The following is a 23,160-nucleotide window of genomic DNA, read 5'->3' as shown; positions in this document are numbered from 1 at the left end:
TGCGCCGCGTAGACACGCTACTGGCGCTGGCCCCCGAATCGCCGCTGAACCTGAAGGCCAGTCTCGATGTACCGGAACTCAAGCGCGTGGGCGACCTGATCGGTCCGCAAGTGAGCCTCAACGGCAAGCTGGCCGCCAGCCTCAATGCCGGCGGCACGCTGGCGCAGCCGCGCCTGTCCGGGGCCATCAATGGCGACAACCTGGCCGTGACCGAATTCGACCAGGGCATCCAGCTCAAGGATGGCATCGTGCGCATCGTCATGGACAGCAACGTGATCGAACTGCGCCAGATCGAATTCCACGGTGGACGCGGCACCCTGCGCGCCGGCGGCAAGATCCAGCTGGGGGCCGACAATCCCGACCTCAACGCCACCCTCACCGCCGACCATCTGGAACTGTTCGCCAGCCCGGACCGCCAGCTGATGCTCTCCGGCGAAGGCAAGATCAGCAACGTCAACGAACAGTTGCGGGTGGATGGCAAGTTCACCGTGGACCGCGCCCTGTTCGACCTGCCCAAGAGCAGCGCCCCCAAGCTGGGCGATGACGTGGTCATCGTCAGCCGCAGCGGCAAGAACCGCGTCGGTGCGGCGGCCTCCTCGCAGCAGAAACTGGAAGCGGCCACCGAAAAACCGGCCAGCAAGTTCGCCCCGGTCATCAACCTGGCGGTCGACCTGGGCAACGACTTCCGCTTCCGCGGCAGCGGCGCAGACCTGCGCTTGCGGGGCGATATGAATGTTCGCAGCGAACCGCTCTCGCCGCTGCGCGCCACGGGCACCATCAACGTGGCCGAGGGCAGTTATGAAGCTTTTGGCACAAAACTCAATATCGAGCGCGGCATCATCAACTTCCAGGGGCCGATCGCCAATCCCAACATCAACATCCTGGCCATGCGCCGCAACCAGGACGTCGAAGCCGGGGTCTCGGTGACCGGCAATGCCAACCAGCCGCGCGTGCAGCTGGTGTCCGAACCCAATGTGCCGGATGACGAAAAACTGTCCTGGATGATGTTCGGCCACGGCACCGACAGCTCCAGCATCGGCCAGCGTACCGCCAGCAGCCAGGCGCTGGCCTTGGTGGGCAACATGGGCGGCAAGCGCATCGCCAAGGATATCGGGCTGGACCAGTTCAGCATCGGCTCCAGCGAATCGGGACTGACGGACGAACAAGTGGTCAACCTGGGCAAGGCCATCACCGAGAAGATCACGCTGGGCTACGAGCAGAGCCTGCAGGGGGCCGCCAGCGTGGCCAAGGCCACCTGGCAGATCTCGCGGCGCTGGTCGGTAGTGGCGCGCGCCGGGACCATCAATGGCCTGAACATCCTCTTCAGCCGCCGTTACGACTGAGGCGGGCACACCACGGCAGCGGGCAACAGGGGCCCCGCTGCCGCACTTGCAGCACGTGGAGGCTTGCCCTTGCGAGGGGGGAATCTGTTAATCTCCGTACAAGTTCAGGACATCCCTGATAGACGTGCCCAACAGCTTCAACAACAATGCAATCGGGCAAGAAAGGTGCCGGGGGGGAAACGCCGTTTCCGGGGGAAAGCGACAACATGCCAGAACAAAGAATTCAGCGCGCATCCAAGACGGCCAAGCTGTTCGTGGTCGTGGTCTGTCTCATCATCGTGGTACTGGAGGCCTGGTCGGCCTGGCGAGCCTATGAAGTGGCCACCGACGAGGCCATCCGCAATGCCTCCAACATGGCGCTGGCCCTGACCCAGCATGCCGACCAGTCCTTCAAGGAAATCGACGTGGTGCTGCTGGGCATCCAGGAGCACATGGAATATGACGGCCCCGGCGTAGCCGGCCGTCGCCGCACCCACGAGTTCATGGTGGCTTCGGTGGCCGCCGTGCCGCAACTGGCCGGGCTGATGGTGTATGACGAAACGGGTCTGGCCATCGGCACCTCGCAAGCCACCCTGGAACACCGCTACATCCAGGATGATTATTTCCTGCATCACCAGCGCCTGCGTACCGACCAGGCCTACATCGGCAAGCCCATGCGCAGCCGCACCAACGGCCAGTGGATCGTGACCATGAGCCGCCGCGTCAACCATGCAGACGGCAGCTTTGCCGGCGTGGTGGTGGCCGATGTCGACCTCTCCCACTTCCAGCGCTATTACGAACAGTTCGCCATCGGCCGCGATGGCGCCATCCTGTTCGGACTCAACGAAGGTACCGTGATCTATCGCCAGCCGCTGCTGAGCTATTCGATCGGGCTGGACATTTCCAAGTCGGCGCTGGTCACCAATTACCTGAGCAAGGCCGAACAAGGCAGCTTCGAGTTGCGCTCGCCGCGCGACGACATCGTGCGCCTGACCAGCTTCCAGCATTGCAGCCTGTATCCCTTGTTCGTGGCGGTGGCGCTGGCCAAGGACGACGTGCTGGAAGACTGGACGCGGCGCGTGTGGATCCGCGGCATCGCGGTGACGCTGTTGCTCATCATCATCGCCTATGGCGGCAATCGCCTGGTGGCGCAAGTGGCCGGTCGCGAGAATGCGGAGCTGGAAGCCATCACCGCGCGGACCGAACTGGAACGCCTGTATCGCACCCTGGAAGCGCAGTCGCAGAAGGATGGCCTGACCGACGTCTTCAACCGCCGCTACTTCGATGCCGCCCTGACGGCCGAACTGGCGCGCCTGAACCGCTCCGGCGAATCGCTCTCGCTGATCATGGTGGATGTGGACCACTTCAAGCGCTACAACGATACCTATGGACACGCCGCCGGCGACATCTGCCTCAAGCAGGTGGCTGCCGCCCTCAACAGCGTGGCGCGCCGCCAGGGCGACATCGTGGCGCGCTACGGCGGCGAGGAATTCGCGCTGATCCTGCCCAATTGCAATGCCGCCAGTGCCAGCGCCATTTCCAGCCGCCTGGTGCAGGCCGTGCGCGCCCTGAACATCCCGCACGAAGGCAGCTCGGTCGGCCATGTCACCATCAGCGTGGGCGCCGCCAGCCTGGCCAGCGGCAAGGGTGCGCAGGTCGATGCACGCGAACTGATCGACACCGCCGACGCCGCCCTCTATCGCGCCAAGGAACAAGGCCGCGACCGCGCCATCCAGCATGACTATCCCCGCCTGTCCGTGATCTCCGACTATCCTGGCCTGAGGTGAACGATGCGCTGCCTGATCCGCTACCAGTTGCGTGATGAAGCCAGTCCGGCCCATCACGAATTCATCACCGAAGCATCCGATGCCGAACAGGTGATCCGGCACCTGACCGAATTCCTGCATCCGGAGGTGGTGTTTGAATTTCTGCCCATGCAGCCCGGCGGCAAGGACAGCATCACCCAGCTGCGTGCGCGCATGGCGCATGCGCGCGATTATCTGGAACAGTATTGCGGCTTGCAGAGCCTGTCCTACATGCTCCTGCCCGAGGGCGCGACCTCGGCCCAGGGCAAGTGGAACAGCGTGCTGTTGAGCGGCCAGATGGCCTCCGGATCACTGCACCCGGAAGGCCGCGACGAAGACAGCGCCTGAGCGGCCGGCGGTCAGCGCCCCGCTGTATTACGCCGGGCTCAGGCTGTATTGCGCCACTCAGGCAGGCTGCGCCGCCGGCCCCAGGTGCAAGCGGCGATCCGCCACGCAACGCACGATATCGGCATCGTGCGTCACCAGCAGCACGGCACTGCCCGCCTGCCTGGCTTCTTCCACCAGCAAGGCAATGACTTCCTGCTGGGTCAGCGGATCCAGGCGCGAGGTCGGTTCATCCGCAAAGATCAGTGCCGGTTGCAGCAACAGCACGCGCGCCAGCGCGATGCGCTGCAGCTCGCCGCCCGACACCTGGCGCGGCAGACGCTCCAGCAGTGCGGGCGAGACACGCATGCGCGCCAGCAGCGCTTCCAGGCGCTGCCAGTCGAGGCCGTGCAGGCGCACCAGATCGCGCAGTGACTGACGCAGCGTGACGGCGGGCGCGAACGCTGCCGCCGGATCCTGATAGATCTTCTGGAAGGCGGTGCGCGCCAGGCCGGGGGCGCGCGTGACCTGCCCCGCATCCGGCGACAACAGGCCCAGCACGATGTTGCCGAACGTGGTTTTGCCGGCGCCGCTGGGACCGCTGATGGCGACGATTTCGCCGGCATGGATACGGGCACTGACATCGCTGAACAGCGCCTGCTGGCCGAAAGTCTTGGCCACCTTGCTGACCTCGACGATCACCGGTGATGAAGGGCCGGCGCTCGCCCCAGCTGCTACCGGTGGCGTCCAGCAGGCCGGATCCGCCGCCAGCAGGCGGCGCGTATAAGCATGCTGTGGCCGGGCCAGCAGCGCGTCAGCCGGACCGCGTTCTACCAGGCATCCGTTGAGCATCACCGCCAGTTCACCGCCCAGCGCTCGCGCCAGCCATACATCATGGGTGATGCACAGCAGGCTCATGCCCTGCTGCTGCGCCGCCTGCAGCAAGGCCAGCACCTCGCCGCGCCGCTCCGCATCCAGCCCCTTGGTCGGCTCATCGATGATAAGCAGCGGCGCGCCCGCCGCGTGCGTGGCCAGGAAGGCTACCCGCTGGGCCATGCCGCCCGAGATCATGAAGGGATACTTGTCGGCCGCGGCCTCCAATCCCAGGCTGGCCAGTGCCTGCCCGGCCAGGGTGCGCGATTCTTTGCGTGCAGCGCGCAGGCTGTCGTCCTGGGTATCGGCGGCGGGATGGCTGACCAGTTCATAGGTTTCGGCCACCTGGCGCGCGACCGTCATGGTCGGGTCCAGCGCCAGCCAAGGTTCCTGCGGCAGGAGCGCAATGCGCCGTCCCCAGCCGCGCTGGCGCACGGCGGTATCGGCCGCATCACTGCGCTGGCCATCGATCTCGATCTGCCCGCTGCAGCGCAGGCTGCCCGGCAGATTGCCCATGATGGCCTGGGCCAGCAGCGACTTGCCCGAACCGCTCTCGCCCAGCAGGGTCATCACCCCGCCGCGCGCAATGGAAAAATCGATGCCCTGCACCAGCGCGCTCTGGCCGTGCCAGACGGACAGGTCCTGCACCCGCAAAGCCGCATCCGGGGTAAGTATGTTCATGCCTGTCCCTTCTGTGGTGACAACAACAGCAAACCCAGCAAGGTGAGGAACAGTACCCCTACCGGCGCACCCAGCAGCCACGGCGCCTCGCGGTAATACGGCAGCAGTTCGATCATCATCACGCCCAGTTCCGGCGTGGGCGGCTGCAGCCCGACACCGACGAAACCGAGCGCCGACATCGCCAGCACCGCCCCCGCCAGCCCGAAGCGCATCAGCGTGAACAGGCGCGGCAGCAGCGCCGGCAGCAGATGGCGCCGCACGATGTAGCCGGGACCAAATCCCAGCAAGCGCGAGGCTTCCACCTGCGGACTCGCCAGCAGGATGCGGCTGGCCGCACGCACTACGCGGAAATATTCCACCCACAAGGCCAGCGAAATGCCGACATACAGCGGCCAGAATCCACCCGGCGCAAACGCCGCCAGCAACAGCACCAGCAGCAGGCCCGGCAAGGCCAGCACGGCGTCCGCGAAGGCTGCCAGCACGCGCTCGATCCAGCCGCCGCACCAGGCCGCCAGCAAACCGATGAGCACACCGGGAATGGCCGCCGACAGCACGCTCACCACCGCCAGCGACAGCGACAGCCGGGTGCCGTGCACCAGTCGCGCCAGCATGTCGCGGCCGAGCTGGTCATAGCCCAGCGGATGGGCCAGGCTGGGCGCTTCCAGAAAGCGCGCCAGTTGCTGGCGCGCCGGATCGGCATCGATCAGCAAGGGGCCCAGCCACGCGAACAGCACGATCAGCACCAGCAGCAGCACGCCCGCGATCTGTGCGGAGGTCCAGCGCCGCGCCTCGGGCTCAAGCAAATAGTCGGAAGACAGGCTCATGGTCGGCGACGCGGATCGATGAAGGCGCAGGCGGCATCCACCAGCGCGTTGAAGAGAACGAAGAGCAAACCCAGCACCAGCGCCGTGCCCTGGATCATCGGCACGTCCCGTCCGAAGATGGCATGCACCAGCGCGTGGCCGATGCCCGGCCAGGCAAAGATGGTTTCCACCAGCACCACGCCTTCGACCAGCATCACCAGCTGCACGCCCAGGTAGGCGGTCACCGGTGCGGCCACGTTGCGCACGCCATGGCGCAGCAAGGCCTGTGCGGGCGTGAGGCCCTTGGTCAGCGCGAAGGCGAAATACTCGGAAGCACGCACCTGCACCATGGCATCGCGCGCCACCCGGCAGGACACTGCCGCCAGCCCCAAGGCCAGCGTCAGCGCCGGCAGCAGGATGCCGCCGTGGTCGGTGTGCCCGGCCGCCGGCAAGGCACCCAATTGCACCGAGAACAGCAGCACCAGCACCAGTCCCAGCAGGAACGACGGCAAGGCCCGCAACAACACCGATACCGCCAGCGTGGCGCGGTCCAGCCAGCCACCGGGATGCAGTCCCGCCAGCACGCCCAGGGTCGGGCCGATCAGCAGCGACAGCACCATCGCCAGGAAAGACAGGCGCAGCGTCGGGCCCAGCTGATGCGTGATTTCCACCAGCACCGGCAGTGCCGTCACTTGCGACACGCCCAGGTCCAGATGCAGCAGGCGGCTCCACCACTCGCTCAAGGCCATGAACCAGGGTTGGTCCAGGCCCAGTTCGGCGCGCACGGCCAGGGCCGCTTCGGTGGTCACCATGTCGTAGCCGTAGCGGCCGGCGGCGATGCGATAGGCCATGTCGCCGGGCAGCAGGCGCGTCATGAAGAAGCACAGCGTGCCAACCAGCAGCGCCACCAGCGCCGCTTGCAGCAAGCGCTGGCCGAGGGCGCTGGCCAGTTGCCGGCGCGTGGCCGGCGGTAAGGTCAGAAGGCGGGTCAGGTCCATTGCAGGGAAGCGATGCGGTAACTGCGTTCAAAGGGATCGATGCTGGCACCGCGCAGGCGGCGGCTGACGGCGCAGGTCTGGCGATACCAGACCACCGGGATCACCGGCAACTGCTCCTGCAGTACCGCCACGATGCGCGCGCGTTCGGCGCGGCCGCTGTCGGCCTCACCGGCCGGAGTGGCAGCCAGTCTGGCCAGCAGGGCCGGCACTTCCTGGTTGTGCCAGCCCATGGCGCCCCAGTCACCGCCCTGCGGGCCGAAGTCCTGCAGGAGACTGGCCACCGGGTCGGGCAGGTTGCCGTAATTGCGAGCGGCCAGCGCCATCTGCAATTGGCCGCTGCGATGGCCGGCGGGAATGTCGCTGGAATTGCCGATGGTCACGCGCACGGCGATGCCGATCTGGCGCATCTCTTCCTGCAAGGCGGTGGCGATCAGCGGCAACTCGGGACGGTCCACAAAGGTGGTCAACGTCAATTGCAACTTCTGGCCGTCCCTCCAGCGCGTACCGTCGGCACCGAGACGCCAGCCGGCCTCTTCCAGCAGGCGGCGGGCCTGCTTCAGATCGGTATGCAGGGGCGGCAGGCGAGTGTCATGCCAGCGTGCCAGCGAAGGCGGCAGCAGTTGCGTGGCGCCGAGATCGGCATCGCGCAGCAAGGCACGTGCGATGCCCTCGCGCTCGATGCACAGGGCAATGGCGCGGCGCACGCGCACATCGGTCAGGAAAGGATGACCGGCATTGAGCTTCAGGAGAGTGGTACGCGGCAGCATGGCCGACAGCAGCACGGCACGCGGACTGTCCTGCAAGGCGCGGATGCTGGGCGGATCCAGCGAGAAGGCCAGGTCGGCCTGTCCGCTCTGGACCAGCAGCGTGCGCGTTTCCGCACGCGAGACGCTGATGTAGCGGGCCCGCTGCACTGCCCTGCCCGGCGCGGCCTCCACCCGTTCGACATCGAACTGCTGCGGCAGACTGATGGACTTGATGCGGAACGGCCCCGTACCGAGAATGGCCACCACATTGCCCTGCGCATCGAAACTGGCCGGGGCCAGGATCTGCGTGGAGTAATGCGTGAGCAGGTAAGGCAGCGGACCAAAGGGCTGGCGCAGGGACAGTACCAGCTCACTTTGCTGTACAGCCATGCCGGTGATCCCTGCCAGTTGCAGTACACCTGGCCGGACAGCGGCGCGCTGCAGACAGGCCAGGATACTGGCGGGCGTGACGTCGCTGCCATCGTGGTAGCGCCGTGCGCGTGGCAGGCCAAAGCGCCATTGCAGGCCATCGGCACTGACCTGCCAGCCCGTGGCCAGCCCCGGCCGCAACTGGCCGGCATCATCGACTTCCAGCAGGGTCTGCAGCACCTCCATGCGGGCGAACATGTAGCCGGAGCGCGAAGGGTCGAACCCGGTCAGTTCCCACGGACCGACCACGGTCAGGACATCGCTGCCGGTTTGCGTGATGGCGTGGGAATGGGACCCGGCCTCATCGCCATGCGCCCATGCCAGCGGCCAGGGGCTCGCTGCCAGCAGCGCCAGCAAGGCGCGCCGGCGCGGCGCGGGGGGTGGACAAGCCAAGTGGCGCTCCTTCAGAACTTGACGTTGAGCGCCAGCGTGGCGGTACGCTCATCGCCCGGCATGATCCATTCGTTGCTGTAGGAGCTGCTGTAATAACGCTTGTTGAAGAGGTTGTTCACGTCCAGCGACAGCTTCATCTTGGGCGTGAACTGCCAGTAAGCCAGGGCACGCGCCGTCACGTAGGCGGGCAGCTTGAAACTGCCAGCCTGGTCACCGGTACGGTTGCCCACGTAGTTCAGGCCACCACCGATACCGTAGGGCGAGCCACTTGCGGACGCATCTTCAAACACCGCCAGTACACTTCCCGATACACGCGGCACGTTGATCAGCCGCGAGCCCACCGTCAGGGTGTTGTCCTTGCTGACGTAGGCATCGGTATAGGCCAGGTTGCCGGTCAGGCGCCAGTGGTGGCCCAGGCGTGCGTTGGCATCCAGCTCCACGCCCTTGCTGCGCACTTCGCCGGCGGCAATCGAGAAGGACGGATTGGCCGGATCGGTGGTCAGCACGTTCTGTTTGGTGATGTCAAACACGGCCAGCGTCGCGCCGCTGCGCTGGTCTTCGCTCTGGAACTTCAGGCCGATTTCGGCGGCGCGCGAGGTCTCGGGACTGAAGGCGTTGCCGCTGACATCGCTGCCGCTGTTGGGACGGAAGGATTTGCTGGCGCTGACGTAAGCTGACCACGCAGGCGTGAACAGATAGGTCAGGCCCAGGCGCGGAGAGTAGGCGGTCTTGTCCTGGCGGGTGGTGGTGACTGCACCCGCCGTGCTGCGGGTATCCAGCGTAGAACGGAACGAATCTGCTCGAATCCCTGCCAACAGCTTCCAGCGTTCGTCCAGGCTAAGCTGATCCTGAACGTAAAACGCTGTGCTGATTTGGCGCTCGCTTGTATCCGTTCGCGGACGCGGATTCGGTTGCACCTGACCGTAGCTCGGCGAATAAATATTGATCGCGTAGGGGGCCGCGGTAGTAGGGTCAATGCGGAGCATGCGCTGATCCAGCGTGAGCCAGTCCACTTCCGTGCCCACCAGCACTTCATGCTGTATGCCCCCGGTCTGCAGCTTGCCGCCCAGTTCCGCCTGCAGCGAGGTGTCGTGCCAGCTGTAATCGCGGTAGCGGCGCTGGCGGCGCAGGGTGGCGTTGTCGGCCTGCAGGGCCGAGGCTTCGGTGGAGTAGCCATCCAGCGTGCCATCCTTGTGGAATACGCCGGTGCGCAGATGCCAGTTGTCGTCCAGGCGATGCTCCAGCGTCAGCAGGTGGTTGGTGTTTTGCATCTTGATGTCGCCATCGCGCGGCTCGCCCAGGAAGCGCGAGACCGGCAGCACGCCCAGATTGCCGTTGACGGCCACGATGCCGCGATCCAGCGGGGCCTTCTGGCGCAGGTATTCGCCTTCATAGTTCAGGATGGTCCGGTCGCTGAGCACCCAGGTAAAGGCCGGTGCCAGGAATTCGCGGTCGCTGCTGACGTTGTCGCGGAAGCTGTTCTTGTGCTCGAAGGCCGCATTGAGCCGGTATGCGACTTCGCTGTTGAGCGCGCCGGTGGAGTCCACCGCGCTGCGATAGCCGCCCCGGCTGTCCACTGACAGATCCAGCGAATTTGCACTCTTGAACTGCGGCTTCTTGGTGACCACGTTGATGGTGCCGCCCGGCTCGCTGTTGCCATACAGCGCGGCGGCTGGCCCCTTGAGGAAATCGATGCTCTCGACGTTGGCGGTATCGCGCGGGGGCGCGTAGCCGCGATTGGAGGCGAAGCCATTCCAGAGAATGTTCATGCCGCCATTCTCGCTGCCGGAAAATCCACGGATCGAGTAGTTGTCCCACAGCCCGCCGAAGTTGTTCTGCTTCGCCACGCCGCTCACGTAAAGCAGCACATCATCCAGGCGCGTGGCGGCCAGGTCATCCATCAGTTGGCGCGAGACCACCTGCACCGACTGCGGCAGTTCCTGCAGCGGGGTCTCGGTGCGAGTGGCGCTGGAGGTGGTGCTCTGGCGGTATTGCTGGCGTTCACCGGCGCCGGTGACCACTACCTGCCCCAGGCCCTTGTCGGCGCTGGTGGCGCTGGTGGCGTTATCAGCGCTCCAGGCCAGTTGCTGGCTCTGGCCCAAAGCGAGCGCGCCCAGCACGGCCGCCCGCAGTGCGGTCATTTTCATCTTTTCCCTTGTGATGTCGTTGTGCTGCGGCTGGGTGCGTGGCTGCCTGACCGCGATGGAGTGACCGTCGTGCGCGGTCAGGGCGGGATTCTAATGCAACTTTGTTGCAATTATCAAGAAGAATGAATCGCATTCAGGACGCGAGTCCGGATTCGGGGGACAAGATGTGGCCACCAGGAGACGCAGAGAGCAGTGTAGCGATGCAAACGAGCCGGCGGGTGCGACATATTGCCGCACCCGCCGGAGGTCTTTACACAGGTTTCCGAAAAAGCGTGCTACAGCCAGCCCGCCTTGCGCAAACGCCGCCACAGCAGCGTGCAGGCGGTGATGATGCCGCCCAGCACCAGCGGGAAGCTCCATTGCCAGGACAGCCCCGGCATGTGCGCGAAGTTCATGCCGTAGAGGCTGAAGATCATGGTCGGGATGGCCAGGATGGCACCCCAGCCGGCCAGGGTCTGCACGATCTCGTTCTGGTGGATGGTGACCTGGGCCAGGTTGATCTGCACGGCCGACTCGACCATTTCACGCAGGCGGTCGCCGGTATCGATGAAGCGCACCACGTGATCGTAGATGTCGCGGAAGTAGGCCTTGCCCTCCTTGGTGATGAGCCCTTCATGGAAGCGCAGCAGCTGGGTACACACGTCCAGCAGCGGCGTGGCCGCCGAGCGCAGGCGGATCAGCTGGCGCTTCAGCTGGTACAGCTCCTGCAAGTAGGCCTTGCCGCTGAGCGCACCGGGATTGAAGAGCTGTTCCTCGTACTGGCTGAACTTGGTTTCGAGGTCGTCCATGATGGGACGATAGTTGTCGACCACGAAGTCCATGATGGAATACAGCACGAAACTGGGGCCGCGCACCAGGCGCTCGGGCAGCATCTCGCAGTGCTCGCGCACCTTGGCATAGCTGCGCGAGGCACCATGCCGCACCGTGACCACGAAACGCGGGCCGGTCAGGATGTGGGTCTCGCCGAACAGCACTTCGCCGCCGGCCAGCTGGGCCGTGTGCAGCACCACGAAAAGGGTGTCACCGTATTCCTCGATCTTGGGCCGCTGGTGCGCGGCGTAGGCATCTTCCACGGCCAGTTCGTGCAGGCAGAATTCTTCCTTGATCTTGTTCATCAGCTCGACGTTGGGCTCCAGCAAGCCCAGCCAGACGAAGGTGCCCTCTTCTTCCAGCACGTCGCTGATTTCATCGAGGCTGATGTCGCGCAGCTTCTTGCCCTTCTTGTAGACCGTGCAGTTGACGATCATGGCGGGATCGATCATGTCTCTTTCCTGTTCCTGTTTTTTATGAGATCAGCCGGTGCGCCAGCGCAGGCGCTGCTTGAAGACCTGGGCCATGATCACGCCGGCCAGCGTGATGAGCCCACCGATGGCGTGATAGCCGTGCAATTGCTCGCCCAGCGCCACCACCGCAATGATGACAGTGAAGACCGGCATCAGGTTCACGAAAATGGCACAGCGGCTCGCCCCCAGATACTGCACCCCGCGCATCCACAGGAACTGCGACAGGATGGACGCGGCAATGCCCGCATAGAGCAGGATGGGCAGGTTCTCGCGCGTGAGCGGCGAATGATGGCCCAGCACATAGCCGGGAAACAGCAGCACCACCGCCATCAACACCTGCATGTACAGCAGTTGCCAGGTGCGCAGCGGCAGCGCCCAGCGGCGCAGCATGACGCCATAGAGGCCATAGGCGATGGTGGCCAGCAGCATGAGCAGGTCGCCCGTGACCACGCCCTGGTCGAACAGCGCCAGCGGATGGCCACGCCCGATCAGCACGGCCAGTCCGAAGAGCGAGAGGATGCCGCCGGCCAGGGTGCCGACCGTCGGCGGTTCAGAGAGCAGCTTGATGCTCAGTACCAGCGTGAGCAGCGGCATCAACGAGGCGATGATGCCCATGCTGGTGGCCGACGCCGTCGCCGCCGCGAAATACGCCAGGCTCTGGAACAACACCATGCCCAGCAAGGCCAGCACCAGGATCTTGCCCAGATAGGGACGAATCTGTGCGCGCGCCGCCCAAGTCGGGCGTGCCAGGAAAGGCGACATCAGCAGCGCCGCCAGCACCCAGCGATAGAAGGAAATATCCTCCGGCGCAATCACGCCGGCAGACATCTTGCTGATGACGGTATTGCCGGCCCAGATCAGGACCGCGCCCAGCGGAAACCACAGGGACTTGTACGTCATGGGCTGCATGGTTCTCCTCGTTATGCGTGGGCCTGATGACGCTGCATCAGGCCGGCTTGTTCTCTTGCTGCCCGGCCATCTCGGCCCCGGCGTTGGGTGGCAGTTGGCGCAACATCAGCAGGGCCAGCGCCGACACCGCCCCCACCACCAGGAAGGCCGGCCAGAAGTCCTGCGCCACCAGCGTGGCATGGCCCTGGAGTTCGTTGGACATCTGCAGCGCAAACCCCGCCAGCACCACGCCCATGCCGATCGACAACTGCTGTGCCACGCTGGCCATGCTGGTGGCCTGGCTCAGGCGGACCTTGTCGACATCGGCATAGGAAATCGCATTGAGGCTGGTGAATTGCAGTGAGCGGAAGCAGCCACCGACCAGCAGGATGATGAGCATCACCAGATAAGGCGTCTGCGGCGTGAAGGTGGCCAGCGCCCACAAGCCCAGCACGCCCAGCGCGCCATTGACCAGCAGCACCCGGCGAAAACCGTAGCGGCGCAGGAAGCGTGCGGCGATGGTCTTCATGAACATCGCACCCGCAGCCGAAGCGCAGGTCAGCAGGCCGGAATGGAAAGGCGTATAGCCAAAGCCCAGCTGCAGCATCAGCGGCAGCAGGAAGGGAATGGCCCCGATGCCCACGCGATACAGCGAGCCGCCGAAGACGCCGGCCCGCAGCGTGGGGATCTTCAGCAGCGCCAGGTCGATCAGCGGTGCCGTGGCGCGGCGCGCGTGCCATACATAGGCACAGAGAAACAGTACGCCGGCCACCACGCAGGCCAGCGAGATATCGCCCGACACCAGGTGACGGCCCGACGTCGCCAGTCCCATCATCAGCAGCGAGCAGCCCAGCGCCGAGAGGATGAAGCCGACGATGTCCAGCCGTGAAACCTGTTCCGCCTTCAGATCCGGAATGAAGCGCGTGGCGAGATACAGACCCAGGATGCTGATGGGAATGTTGATGAAGAAGATCCAGCGCCAATGGAAATAGGTGGTGATGAAGCCCCCCAGCGGCGGCCCCAGCACGGGACCGAACAAGGCCGGAATGGTGAGATAGGACAGTGCCTTCACCAGGTTGACCTTCTCCACGCTGCGCAGGATCACCAGCCGCCCGACCGGCACCATCATGGCCCCGCCTATGCCCTGGAGGAAACGCGCGGCGACGAATTGCGGCAAGGTCGAGGACGCCCCGCAGAGGATGGAGCCCAGCATGAACACGCAGATGGCCGTGCGGAAGATGGTGAGCGAGCCGAAGCGGTCGGCCATCCAGCCAGAGATCGGAATGAAGACCGCCAGCGAGACCAGGTAGGAGGTCAGCGCCAGCTTGAGCGAAATCGGATCGACCTTCATGTCCAGCGCCAGCGCCGGCAGGGAAGTCGAGATGACGGTGGAATCCATCTGTTCCATGAACAGCGCACAGGCGACGATCAGGGGAATGATGAAGGTGCGGGGTATGGGCATCGTCAAGGGTGAGGAGTAAGAGTGCGAAGGCGGCGTGCAGCGCGAATGACCGGCAATTGACCGACGTTGCGTGCCGCCCGGCAAGCCTTCAAGTATACCTTTTACGCTATCATGCTGCCGACCGCGTCCCACTGGCGCCCCGCGACGGCTTGCCCGGCAGCATCCCTGCCCCTGCGGCCTTCCCTGCCCTTCTGTTTGCACTGCCCTTCATGAACGATTGCTTCGCCCTCCTCGACGACCACCAGGCCAGCCCGGCCGAACCGCGCTCGCGCCTCTACACCGGGCATGTGCGCACGCTGGCCTGCGCGGATGCGGCGGGCTTCCCGGCGATGCTCGAAGCGATGCAGGCGGCGCTGGCCGAGGGGCAGCACGCCGTGGCCTTGTGGAGCTATGAACTGGGCGCGGCGCTGCAGGGCTTGCCGCATCGTGCCCTCTCCGGCCCCTTGGCGCGCGTACTGTTGTTTGCGCAGTGCGCGCATTTGTCTGCCGCCGAAGTGGAGGCATGGCTGTCGGCCCAAGTGCGATCCGACAGCGCCGGCATCACCCGTCTGCGCAGCAGCGTCGATGAGACTGCCTTCAGTGCAGCCATCGATCGTATTCGCGATTACATCGCAGCCGGCGATACCTACCAGGTCAACTACACCTATCGCCTGCACTTCGACGTGCTGGGCGACCCCGTCACCCTGTACCGTCGCCTGCGTGCGCGCCAGCCGGTGCCGTATGGCGCACTGGTGCGCGATGACGCGGGCGGCATGGTGCTCTCGTGTTCGCCGGAATTGTTCGTCGCCCATCAGCAAGGAACGCTCAAGGCCAAGCCCATGAAGGGCACCGCGCGCGCCGTACCGGCCACACAGGAAGGTGCGGACACGCTCAATGCCCAGCGCGCCCTGGCCCTGGCCAACGATGAAAAGAACCGTGCCGAAAACCTGATGATCGTCGACCTGCTGCGCAATGACCTGGGCCGCGTGGCCGTTCCCGGCTCGGTGCAGGTGCCGCATCTGTTCGACGTGCGCCGCTACGGGCAGGTGTTGCAGATGACTTCGACCATACGCGCCCACCTGCGCCAAGACGCCACGCTGGCCGACACGATGGCAGCGCTCTACCCTTGCGGCTCGATCACCGGTGCGCCCAAACGCCGCACCATGGAGATCATCGATGAACTGGAGACCGAGCCGCGCGGACTCTATACCGGTGCCATCGGCTGGTTCGCGCCGCCGCGTGCGGAGGGTCCGGCCATCGGCGACTTCTGCCTTTCGGTACCAATCCGCACGCTGGAATTGCAGGCAGCGCAGGACGGTGTGCGCCAGGGTGTGATGGGGGTTGGTGCAGGCATCGTCTACGACAGCGAGGCTGCATCCGAATTTGCGGAGTGCCAGTTGAAGTCAGGCTTCCTTACCGAATTGGCACAAAGCGTCACGTTATTCGAAACCCTCCACGCCACCCGCGCTGGATGCCACCATCTGGCGCTGCATCTGGCGCGCCTGAAGAATTCTGCTTCACAGCTGGGCTATCCCTGCGATGCGACGGCGATTGCACTGCGGCTCGATGCGGCCTGTACTGAACTTTCTGACCAAACGCCCTATCGGCTGCGGCTGGCGCTGGATGCCCGAGGCGGCATCACGGTCCAGCATGCGCCCTTGACCCCGCTGACCGCTCCGGTCAAGGTCTTCCTGGCCGACACCGCCACCGACAGCGGCGACCTCTTCCTGCGTCACAAGAGCAGCCAGCGCGCCCGCTACAACGCCGCCTGGCAAGAGGCCGAACGGCGCGGCGGCTTTGACCAGCTCTTCTTCAATGAACGGGATGAACTGACCGAAGGCGGCCGCAGCAATGTCTTCGTCAGGATCGGCGGCCGCTGGTGCACGCCGCCGCTGGCTTGCGGCGTCCTGCCGGGCGTGATGCGGCGCGTGCTGCTGGACGACCGGCAATGGGATGCGGTGGAAGCCGTCATCACCCGCGCCGACCTGCTGGCGGCAGAGGAGATCGTGGTCTGCAACGCCTTGCGCGGTGCCGTGCCGGCGGTGCTGGTCACCGCCTGACCCGACTACACACTCAATTCAACTCAACGCAGCGCTGCGTTGTCCTTCAATCCCTTGGCCTTGTCGGCCACCTGCTGTTGCAACGGGCCAAGGTCATCCAGGCTATGCCCGTCCCAGCCCCCGCCCAGCGCCTTGGCCAGCAGCACGCTGGCGGCCATGCGGCGGTTGAGGATGTTCAATGAAGTCAGCTCGGCCGACAGCGCCGTGGCCTGTGCCGTGATGACGTTGACGTAGCTCACCGTCCCCGCCTTGTACTGATTGGTCACCAGCGTGACGGCCTGGCGTGCGGCCTGTAGCGCCTCGCCTTGCACCGCCGCTTCCTGCTCCAGGATGCGCAGCGCGGCCAGGTTGTCTTCCACATCCTGGAAGGCGGTCAGCACCGTCTGCTTGTAGGTGGCGACCGTGCCGTCATAGGTGGCGATCGCCTGGTCGGTGGCCGCTGCGCGCGCACCGCCATCGAAAATCGTTTGCGCCAGTTGCGGCCCGAGCGACCAGACGCGTCCCGGCAGCGTGAACCAGTCGGCGAAGGTCGAGCTTTGATACCCGCCCGAGGCCGACAAGGTCAGGCTGGGGAAATACGCCGCCTTGGCCACGCCGATCTTGGCATTGGCCGAGGCCACGCGGCGCTCGGCGGCGGCCACATCGGGACGGCGCTCCAGCAGCATCGACGGCACGCCCTGCGGCACCGGCGGGGCCACGGCCGTGAGCGGTGCGCGCGGCAGCGAGAATTCAGCAGGCGTCTTGCCGACCAGCAGCGCGATGGCGTGCTCCACCTGCGCCCGCGTCACGCCATTGTCCAGCGCGGAGGCCTGCGCCGATTTCAGTTGCGTCTGCGCCTGGATCACATCGGACTTGGCCACCAGCCCGGCGGCATATTGGTTCTGCGTGACCTGCAGCGAACGCTGGTAGGCCTGCACCGTGTCTTCCAGCAATTGCTGCTGGGCGTCCAGCACGCGCAATTGCAGGTAGTTCTGCGCCAGCTGTGCCTGCGCCGACAGGCGCGCACCGGCCAGATCGGCCGCGCTGGCCTGGGCGCTGGCCTGGCTGGATTCCACATCGCGCCGTACCTTGCCCCAGATGTCGGCTTCCCACGAGGCCGTCAGCGAGAAGGTGTAGGAATTGCGCACGCTGCCCGAACTCGAACTATTGCCGGACGAATTGGACGAATTGGCTGAGTTCGACGAACTGGATGACGAACCGGCAGAGCCGGAACGTCCGCGCGACGCACCGGCCGAAGCCGCCAGCGTCGGCGAATAGGCCGAGCGCGAGCTTTGCACCAGCGCCACGGCGTTGCGGAAATTGGCTTCGGCCAGCGCCAGGTTCTGGTTGGAGATATCGACCTGCTCGGCCAGCGCATTCAATTGCGGATCGCCGAACATCTCCCACCACTTGCCATCGGCCGCGAGGTCGCGCGGCTGGGCCGGCTTCCAGTTCTGCCCTTCCTTGAAGACGGCGGGGCCGATGTCCATCTGCGGGCGCACGTAGTCGGGCCCGACCGAGCAGGCCGCCAGCGCGAAGCTGGCCGCCAGCACGGTCAGCAGGGGCTTGAGTTTGAACAGGTCTTGTTGCGTCATGCGTTTCTCCATGGCGGCAGCCTCAGGCCGCCGAGGTTTCTGTCTTGTTCTTGCGGCCGAAGCGGCGGCGGCTCCAGGCACTCAGGCGTTCCATGTACAGGTACACCACCGGGGTCGTGTAGAGCGTGAGCAGTTGGCTCACCACCAGCCCGCCCACGATCGAGATGCCCAGCGGCTGGCGCAGTTCAGCGCCATCACCGTGGCCGATGGCCAGCGGGATCGCACCCAGCAACGCTGCCATGGTGGTCATCATGATGGGACGGAAGCGCAGCTTGCAGGCCTCGAAGATGGCATCGCGCGGCGACATCCCGCGATTGCGTTCGGCATCGATGGCGAAGTCCACCATCATGATGGCGTTCTTCTTGACGATGCCGATCAGCAGGATCACGCCGATCAGGGCAATGAGGCTGAAGTCGGTGCCGGTCACCATCAGCGCCAGCAGTGCGCCCACCCCCGCCGAGGGCAGCGTGGAGATGATGGTGATGGGATGGATCAGGCTCTCGTACAGGATGCCCAGCACGATGTACACCGCCAGCAAGGCCGTGAGGATCAGGATGGGCTGGCTGGAGGTGGAAGCCTGGAAGGCATTGGCCGTGCCCGCGAAGGTGCCCAGCACGCTGGTGGGTACGCCCAGTTGCGCCATGGCGCGGTCGATGGCAGCGGTGGCCTGCGACAGCGACACGCCCTCGGCCAGGTTGAAGGACAGCGTGGAGGCCACGAACTGGCCCTCATGGCTGACCGACAGCGCCGTGGTGGTGGGCTCGAAGCGCGAGAAGGCCGCCAGCGGGATCTGTGTCGATGCCGCCGTCGAGATGGTTTGCGCCAGTCCCGTGTTGGCATTCAACTTGCCTGCCGCCGACAGCGCCGGCGGTGTCGAGAGGCTGGAGGTGGTCGGCGAGAGATTGGACGAGCCGGCCAGGCTGACATAGGTATCGCGCAGGGTTTCCGGACTCTGCCAGTATTGCGGGGCCGCTTCCATCACCACATGGTACTGGTTCATGCCGCTGTAGATCGTAGAGATCTGGCGCTGGCCGAACAGGTCCGACAGGGTGGAGTCGATCAGCTGCGGCGTGACGCCGGCCCGCATGGCGGTCTCGCGGTCGATGGTCAGCGTGGTCTGCAGGCCGTTGTCCTGCTGGTCGGTGCTGATGTCTTCCAGCTCCTTCAGGTTGGACAGCGCCAGCCGGATCTTGGGCTCCCAGATGCGCAAGAGGCCCACATCGTCCGACTTGAGCGAATATTCATACTGCGAATCGCTCTGCCGCGCGCCGATGCGGATGTCCTGCACCGGCACCAGGAACACCCGCGCACCGGCCACCTTGGCGGTCTTGATGCGCAGCCGTGCCACGATCTTGTCGGCACTGTCTTTTCGTTCAGAGAGGGGCTTGAGCGTCACGTACATGAAGCCGCCGTTGCGCCGCTGCCCGCCAGTGAAGGCCACCACATCGGAGACGGCCGGATCGGCCTTGACGATGTCGATGAACTCGTTGAGCTTGGTGCGCATGGCCTGGAAGGAAATGGCCTGGTCGCCCCGGATGCCGCCGACCAGGCGGCCAGTATCCTGCTGAGGGAAGAAGCCTTTGGGAATCGCCTTGTAGAGATACACGTTCAGCGCAATCGTACCCAGCAGGATCAGCATCATCAGCGGCGCAGCACGCAGCGCCCAGGCCAGCGTGCGTTCGTAGGCCAGCAGCATGTCCTCGAAGATGGCCGCACTCTGGTCGGCAATCTTCTGCAGCCACGGATGGCGGCGCTCGCGGCGCGCTGCATCGCCCTCGGGATCATGGCGCAGCAGCTGCGCACACATCATGGGCGTGGTCGTCAGCGACACCACCAGCGAGACCAGGATGGCCACCGACAAGGTAATGGCGAACTCGCGGAAGAGCCGCCCGACAATCCCCTCCATCATCAGGATGGGAATGAAGACGGCGATCAGCGAAATGCTCATCGACAGCACCGTGAAGCCCACTTCGCGCGCGCCCAGCAAGGCCGCCTTGTAAGGCTTCATGCCGGCTTCGATGTGACGGGAAATGTTTTCCAGCACCACGATGGCATCATCGACCACGAAGCCGGTGGCAATGGTCAGCGCCATCAGCGAGAGATTGTCGAGGCTGAATCCGGCCAGGTACATGATGCCGAAGGTCCCTATCAGCGAGACGGGAACGGCCACCGCCGGGATCAGCGTAGCCCGCGCATTGCGCAGGAACAGGAACACCACCATGATCACCAGCGCCACCGACAGCATCAGGGTGAACTCGGTTTCCTTCAACGAAGCGCGGATGGTCGGGGTACGGTCCAGCACCACCTTCATGTCGATGGCTGACGGGATCGAGGCTTGCAACTGCGGCAGCAAGGCGCGCACGTTGTCGACCGTCTCGATGATGTTGGCCCCCGGCTGGCGGTTGATGATGATGAGCACCGAAGGCTTGCCGTTGGAAGAACCGGCATTGCGCACATCGGCCACCGAGTCGCGCACCTCGGCCACATCCTGCACCCGCACCGGCGTGCCGTTGCGGTAGGAGACGATCAGCGGGGCATATTCAGCGGCGGTCTTGGCCTGGTCGTTGGCATAGATCTGCCAGTTGCGGCCATCATCCTCCAGCAAACCCTTGGGACGATTGGCATTGGTGGCAGCCACGGCCGTGCGCACGTCGGCGCTGCCGATGCCGTATTTGTTCAGGGCCGTGGGGTTGAGCTCGATACGTACCGCCGGCTGCGAACTGCCGCCCACGCTCACCTGCCCCACTCCGCGCACCTGCGACAGTTTCTGCGCCACGATGCTGTCGGCGGCGTCATACATCTGGCCCTGGGTCATGGTGTCGGACGTCATGGCCAGGATCAGGATGGGCGCATCGGCCGGGTTGACCTTGCGATAGGTCGGATTGCTCGGCATGCCGGTGGGCAGCAGGTTGCGCGCGGCATTGAGCGCGGCCTGGACGTCACGGGCGGCACCGTCGATGTCGCGGTTCAGGTCGAACTGCAGGGTGATGCGGGTCGAGTTCTGCGAGCTGGTCGAGGTCATCTCGGTCACGCCCGCAATTGCGCCCATGGCGCGTTCCAGCGGCGTGGCCACGGTCGCCGCCATGGTCTCCGGGCTGGCGCCCGGCAGCGAGGCCGAGATCGAGATGGTCGGGTAATCCACCTGCGGCAGCGGCGAGACCGGCAGCAGGCGGAAGGCCACCATGCCCGCCAGCGCAATGCCGATGGTCAACAGCGTGGTCGCGATGGGACGCTTGATGAAGGGAAGCGAGATATTCATGCGCGCATCCGCTTACACCGCCGGCGGCAGCGTGGCCGGCTTGCCGTCATCATCATCCTCGCCGCCATGGCCCGGCTCACGCTGCCCGAAGCGCGCACGCAGGCGGCGGCCCAGGCTGTCGAAACCGAGATAGATCACCGGCGTGGTGAACAAGGTCAGCACCTGCGACACCAAGAGGCCACCGACCATGGTGATGCCCAGCGGCTGGCGCAGCTCGGAGCCGACACCGGTGCCCAGCATCAGCGGCAGCGCACCCAGCAGTGCCGCCATGGTGGTCATCAGGATGGGGCGGAAGCGCAGCAGACAAGCCTGGTAGATCGCCTCGCGCGGGCTCTTGCCCTGGTGCCGTTCGGCTTCCAGCGCGAAGTCGATCATCATGATGGCGTTCTTCTTGACGATGCCGATCAGGAGGATGATGCCGATGATGCCGATGATGCCGAGATCGCTCCCCGAGATCATCAGCGACAGCAGCGCGCCCACACCCGCTGAAGGCAGTGTGGAGAGGATGGTGATGGGATGGATGTAGCTCTCATAGAGCACGCCCAGCACGATGTACATGGTGATGATCGCCGCCAGGATCAGCCACAGGGTATTGGACAGCGAGGCCTGGAAAGCCAGTGCCGCACCCTGGAAATTGGTGATAGTGGAGTCGGGCATGCCGATCTCGTCCTCGGCCGCCTTGATCGCCTTGACCGCTTCGCCCAGCGATGCGCCCTTGGCCAGGTTGAAGGAGACGGTGGCCGCCGGGAACTGGCCGATGTGGTTCACCACCAGCGGAGCCGTGCGTTCGGTGACGGTGGCAATCGAGGACAGCGGGACCTTGCCGCCGGCCGAGGTGACCAGGTAGATGCTGTCCAGTGCCTCGGGGCCGCGCTGGAATTCAGGCTTGACCTCCATCACCACGCGATACAGGTTCGATTGCGTGTAGATGGTGGAAATGAGCCGCTGGCCGAAGGCGTTGTAGAGCGCATTGTCGATGGCGGCCGTGGTGATGCCCAGCCGTGAAGCGGCATTGCGGTCGATCTCGATGTAGGCCTGCAGGCCCTGGTCCTGCAGGTTGGTGGCGACGTCGGCCAGTTGCGGTACCTGCTGCAGACGTGCGATCAGTTTGGGCACCCAGGTACTCAGCGTGCCCGGATCGGCATCTTCCAGCGTGAACTGGTACTGCGTGCGCGAGACGCTGTCTTCGATGGTCAGGTCCTGTACCGGCTGCATGTATAGCGTCACGCCTGGCACCGCCTGCGTGAGCTTGGGTTGCAGGCGGCGGATCACGTCCGAGGCCGAGACATCGCGCGCTTCATGCGGCTTCAGGTTGATGAGCATGCGGCCGCTGTTGAGCGTGGCGTTGGTGCCATCCACACCGATGAAGGAGGACAGGCTTTCCACGGCCGGATCTTCCAGCACCACCTTGGCCAGTTGCTGCTGCTTCTCGCCCATGGCACCGAAGGAGATCGATTGCGTGGCCTCCGAGATGCCCTGGATCACGCCCGTATCCTGCAGCGGGAAGAAGCCCTTGGGCACGAACACGTACAGCAGCACCGTGAGACCCAGCGTCGCCACGGCCACCAGCAGCGTGAGCTTCTGGCGCTCCAGCACCCATTCCAGCATCACGCCGTAGCGCGCGATGATGCGGTCAAAGAAGGCCTGGCTCTTGTGGTAGAACCAGCCCTGTTGTTCTTCCGGCTGGTGGCGCAGCAGGCGCGCGCACATCATCGGGGTGAGGGTCAGCGAAACCACCGCCGAGATCAGGATGGAGACCGCCAGCGTGACCGCGAATTCGTGGAACAGGCGGCCGACCACATCGCCCATGAAGAGCAGCGGGATCAGCACCGCGATCAGCGAGAAAGTCAGCGAGATGATGGTGAAGCCGATCTGCTCCGCGCCCTTCAGGGCCGCCTGCATGGGCTTCATTCCCTCTTCGATGTAGCGCGAGATGTTCTCGATCATGACGATGGCATCATCGACCACGAAGCCGGTGGCAATGGTCAGCGCCATGAGCGTGAGGTTGTTGATCGAAAAGCCCGCCAGGTACATCACCGCGAAGGTACCCACCAGCGACAGCGGCACTGCCACGCTGGGAATGATGGTGGCCGGCACGTTGCGCAGGAAGACGAAGATCACCATCACCACCAGC

15 protein-coding genes are annotated in these 23,160 nt (G+C 65.0%); 4 read left to right on the top strand and 11 right to left on the bottom strand.

Features of this window, described 5'->3' with window-relative positions; genetic code table 11:
* The 3 genes from B3873_RS22510 to B3873_RS22500 form a co-directional block, all read left to right on the top strand.
* Positions 1-1,343, top strand: a 1,343-nt coding sequence (locus B3873_RS22510) for a translocation/assembly module TamB domain-containing protein (RefSeq protein ID WP_286869184.1), incomplete at its 5' end; no start/stop codon positions are given.
* Between the two features lie 206 nt (positions 1,344-1,549).
* The gene (locus B3873_RS22505; RefSeq protein ID WP_286869183.1) at positions 1,550-3,109 is read left to right on the top strand and encodes a sensor domain-containing diguanylate cyclase; all 1,560 of its coding nucleotides are present in this window, start codon (positions 1,550-1,552) and stop codon (positions 3,107-3,109) included.
* Positions 3,110-3,112: 3 nt separating this feature from the next.
* Positions 3,113-3,475 carry a hypothetical protein gene (locus B3873_RS22500; protein WP_039786081.1) on the top strand — a complete coding sequence of 121 codons (363 nt, stop codon included), beginning with the start codon at positions 3,113-3,115 and terminating at the stop codon, positions 3,473-3,475.
* Positions 3,476-3,532: 57 nt separating this feature from the next.
* Here the strand turns inward: B3873_RS22500 and B3873_RS22495 are convergent, their stop codons facing one another.
* The 8 genes from B3873_RS22495 to B3873_RS22460 all read right to left on the bottom strand — a co-directional run bounded on the left by B3873_RS22495 (position 3,533) and on the right by B3873_RS22460 (position 14,154).
* Positions 3,533-5,005 (bottom strand): ABC transporter ATP-binding protein, encoded by a 1,473-nt coding sequence (locus B3873_RS22495; RefSeq protein WP_286869182.1) that lies wholly within the window; start codon positions 5,003-5,005, stop codon positions 3,533-3,535.
* A complete protein-coding gene (locus tag B3873_RS22490) occupies positions 5,002-5,829 on the bottom strand; it encodes an ABC transporter permease (protein WP_209533428.1) in 828 nt (275 codons plus the stop codon). The genes B3873_RS22495 and B3873_RS22490 overlap by 4 nt, the downstream gene beginning before the upstream one ends.
* Positions 5,826-6,806, bottom strand: coding sequence for an ABC transporter permease (locus B3873_RS22485; protein ID WP_286869180.1), 981 nt, complete (start codon positions 6,804-6,806; stop codon positions 5,826-5,828). The genes B3873_RS22490 and B3873_RS22485 overlap by 4 nt, the downstream gene beginning before the upstream one ends.
* Positions 6,797-8,374 carry an ABC transporter substrate-binding protein gene (locus tag B3873_RS22480; protein ID WP_286869179.1) on the bottom strand — a complete coding sequence of 526 codons (1,578 nt, stop codon included), beginning with the start codon at positions 8,372-8,374 and terminating at the stop codon, positions 6,797-6,799. Before B3873_RS22480 ends, B3873_RS22485 begins: the two co-directional genes overlap by 10 nt.
* Positions 8,375-8,385: 11 nt before the next feature.
* Entirely contained in the window at positions 8,386-10,521 is a 2,136-nt protein-coding gene (locus B3873_RS22475; protein ID WP_286869178.1) for a TonB-dependent siderophore receptor, read from the bottom strand.
* Between the two features lie 275 nt (positions 10,522-10,796).
* On the bottom strand, positions 10,797-11,783 hold the full coding sequence (locus B3873_RS22470) for a magnesium and cobalt transport protein CorA (RefSeq protein WP_121038628.1): 987 nt from the start codon (positions 11,781-11,783) through the stop codon (positions 10,797-10,799).
* Between the two features lie 30 nt (positions 11,784-11,813).
* On the bottom strand, positions 11,814-12,704 hold the full coding sequence (locus tag B3873_RS22465; RefSeq protein WP_039786234.1) for a DMT family transporter: 891 nt from the start codon (positions 12,702-12,704) through the stop codon (positions 11,814-11,816).
* A 46-nt stretch (positions 12,705-12,750) separates the two neighbouring features.
* A complete protein-coding gene (locus B3873_RS22460; RefSeq protein ID WP_286869177.1) occupies positions 12,751-14,154 on the bottom strand; it encodes a DHA2 family efflux MFS transporter permease subunit in 1,404 nt (467 codons plus the stop codon).
* A gap of 209 nt (positions 14,155-14,363) precedes the next feature.
* On the opposite strand from B3873_RS22460, the gene pabB reads away from it, so the two are divergent.
* Entirely contained in the window at positions 14,364-16,193 is a 1,830-nt protein-coding gene (gene pabB / locus B3873_RS22455) for an aminodeoxychorismate synthase component I (protein WP_286869176.1), read from the top strand.
* A gap of 23 nt (positions 16,194-16,216) precedes the next feature.
* Here the strand turns inward: pabB and B3873_RS22450 are convergent, their stop codons facing one another.
* The 3 genes from B3873_RS22450 to B3873_RS22440 form a co-directional block, all read right to left on the bottom strand.
* Positions 16,217-17,767 carry an efflux transporter outer membrane subunit gene (locus B3873_RS22450; RefSeq protein WP_276839298.1) on the bottom strand — a complete coding sequence of 517 codons (1,551 nt, stop codon included), beginning with the start codon at positions 17,765-17,767 and terminating at the stop codon, positions 16,217-16,219.
* 22 nt (positions 17,768-17,789) lie between these two features.
* Positions 17,790-21,026 carry an efflux RND transporter permease subunit gene (locus B3873_RS22445; protein ID WP_286869175.1) on the bottom strand — a complete coding sequence of 1,079 codons (3,237 nt, stop codon included), beginning with the start codon at positions 21,024-21,026 and terminating at the stop codon, positions 17,790-17,792.
* Between the two features lie 12 nt (positions 21,027-21,038).
* A partial coding sequence (locus tag B3873_RS22440) for an efflux RND transporter permease subunit (RefSeq protein ID WP_286869174.1) occupies positions 21,039-23,160 on the bottom strand: 2,122 nt, incomplete at its 5' end.

The organism is Herbaspirillum sp. UBA812, from assembly GCF_002296545.1.
Lineage (GTDB): Bacteria > Pseudomonadota > Gammaproteobacteria > Burkholderiales > Burkholderiaceae_D > Herbaspirillum > Herbaspirillum huttiense.
The sequence above is the reverse complement of the archived record's forward strand: the minus strand, read 5'-3'. Positions and strand labels throughout refer to the sequence as shown.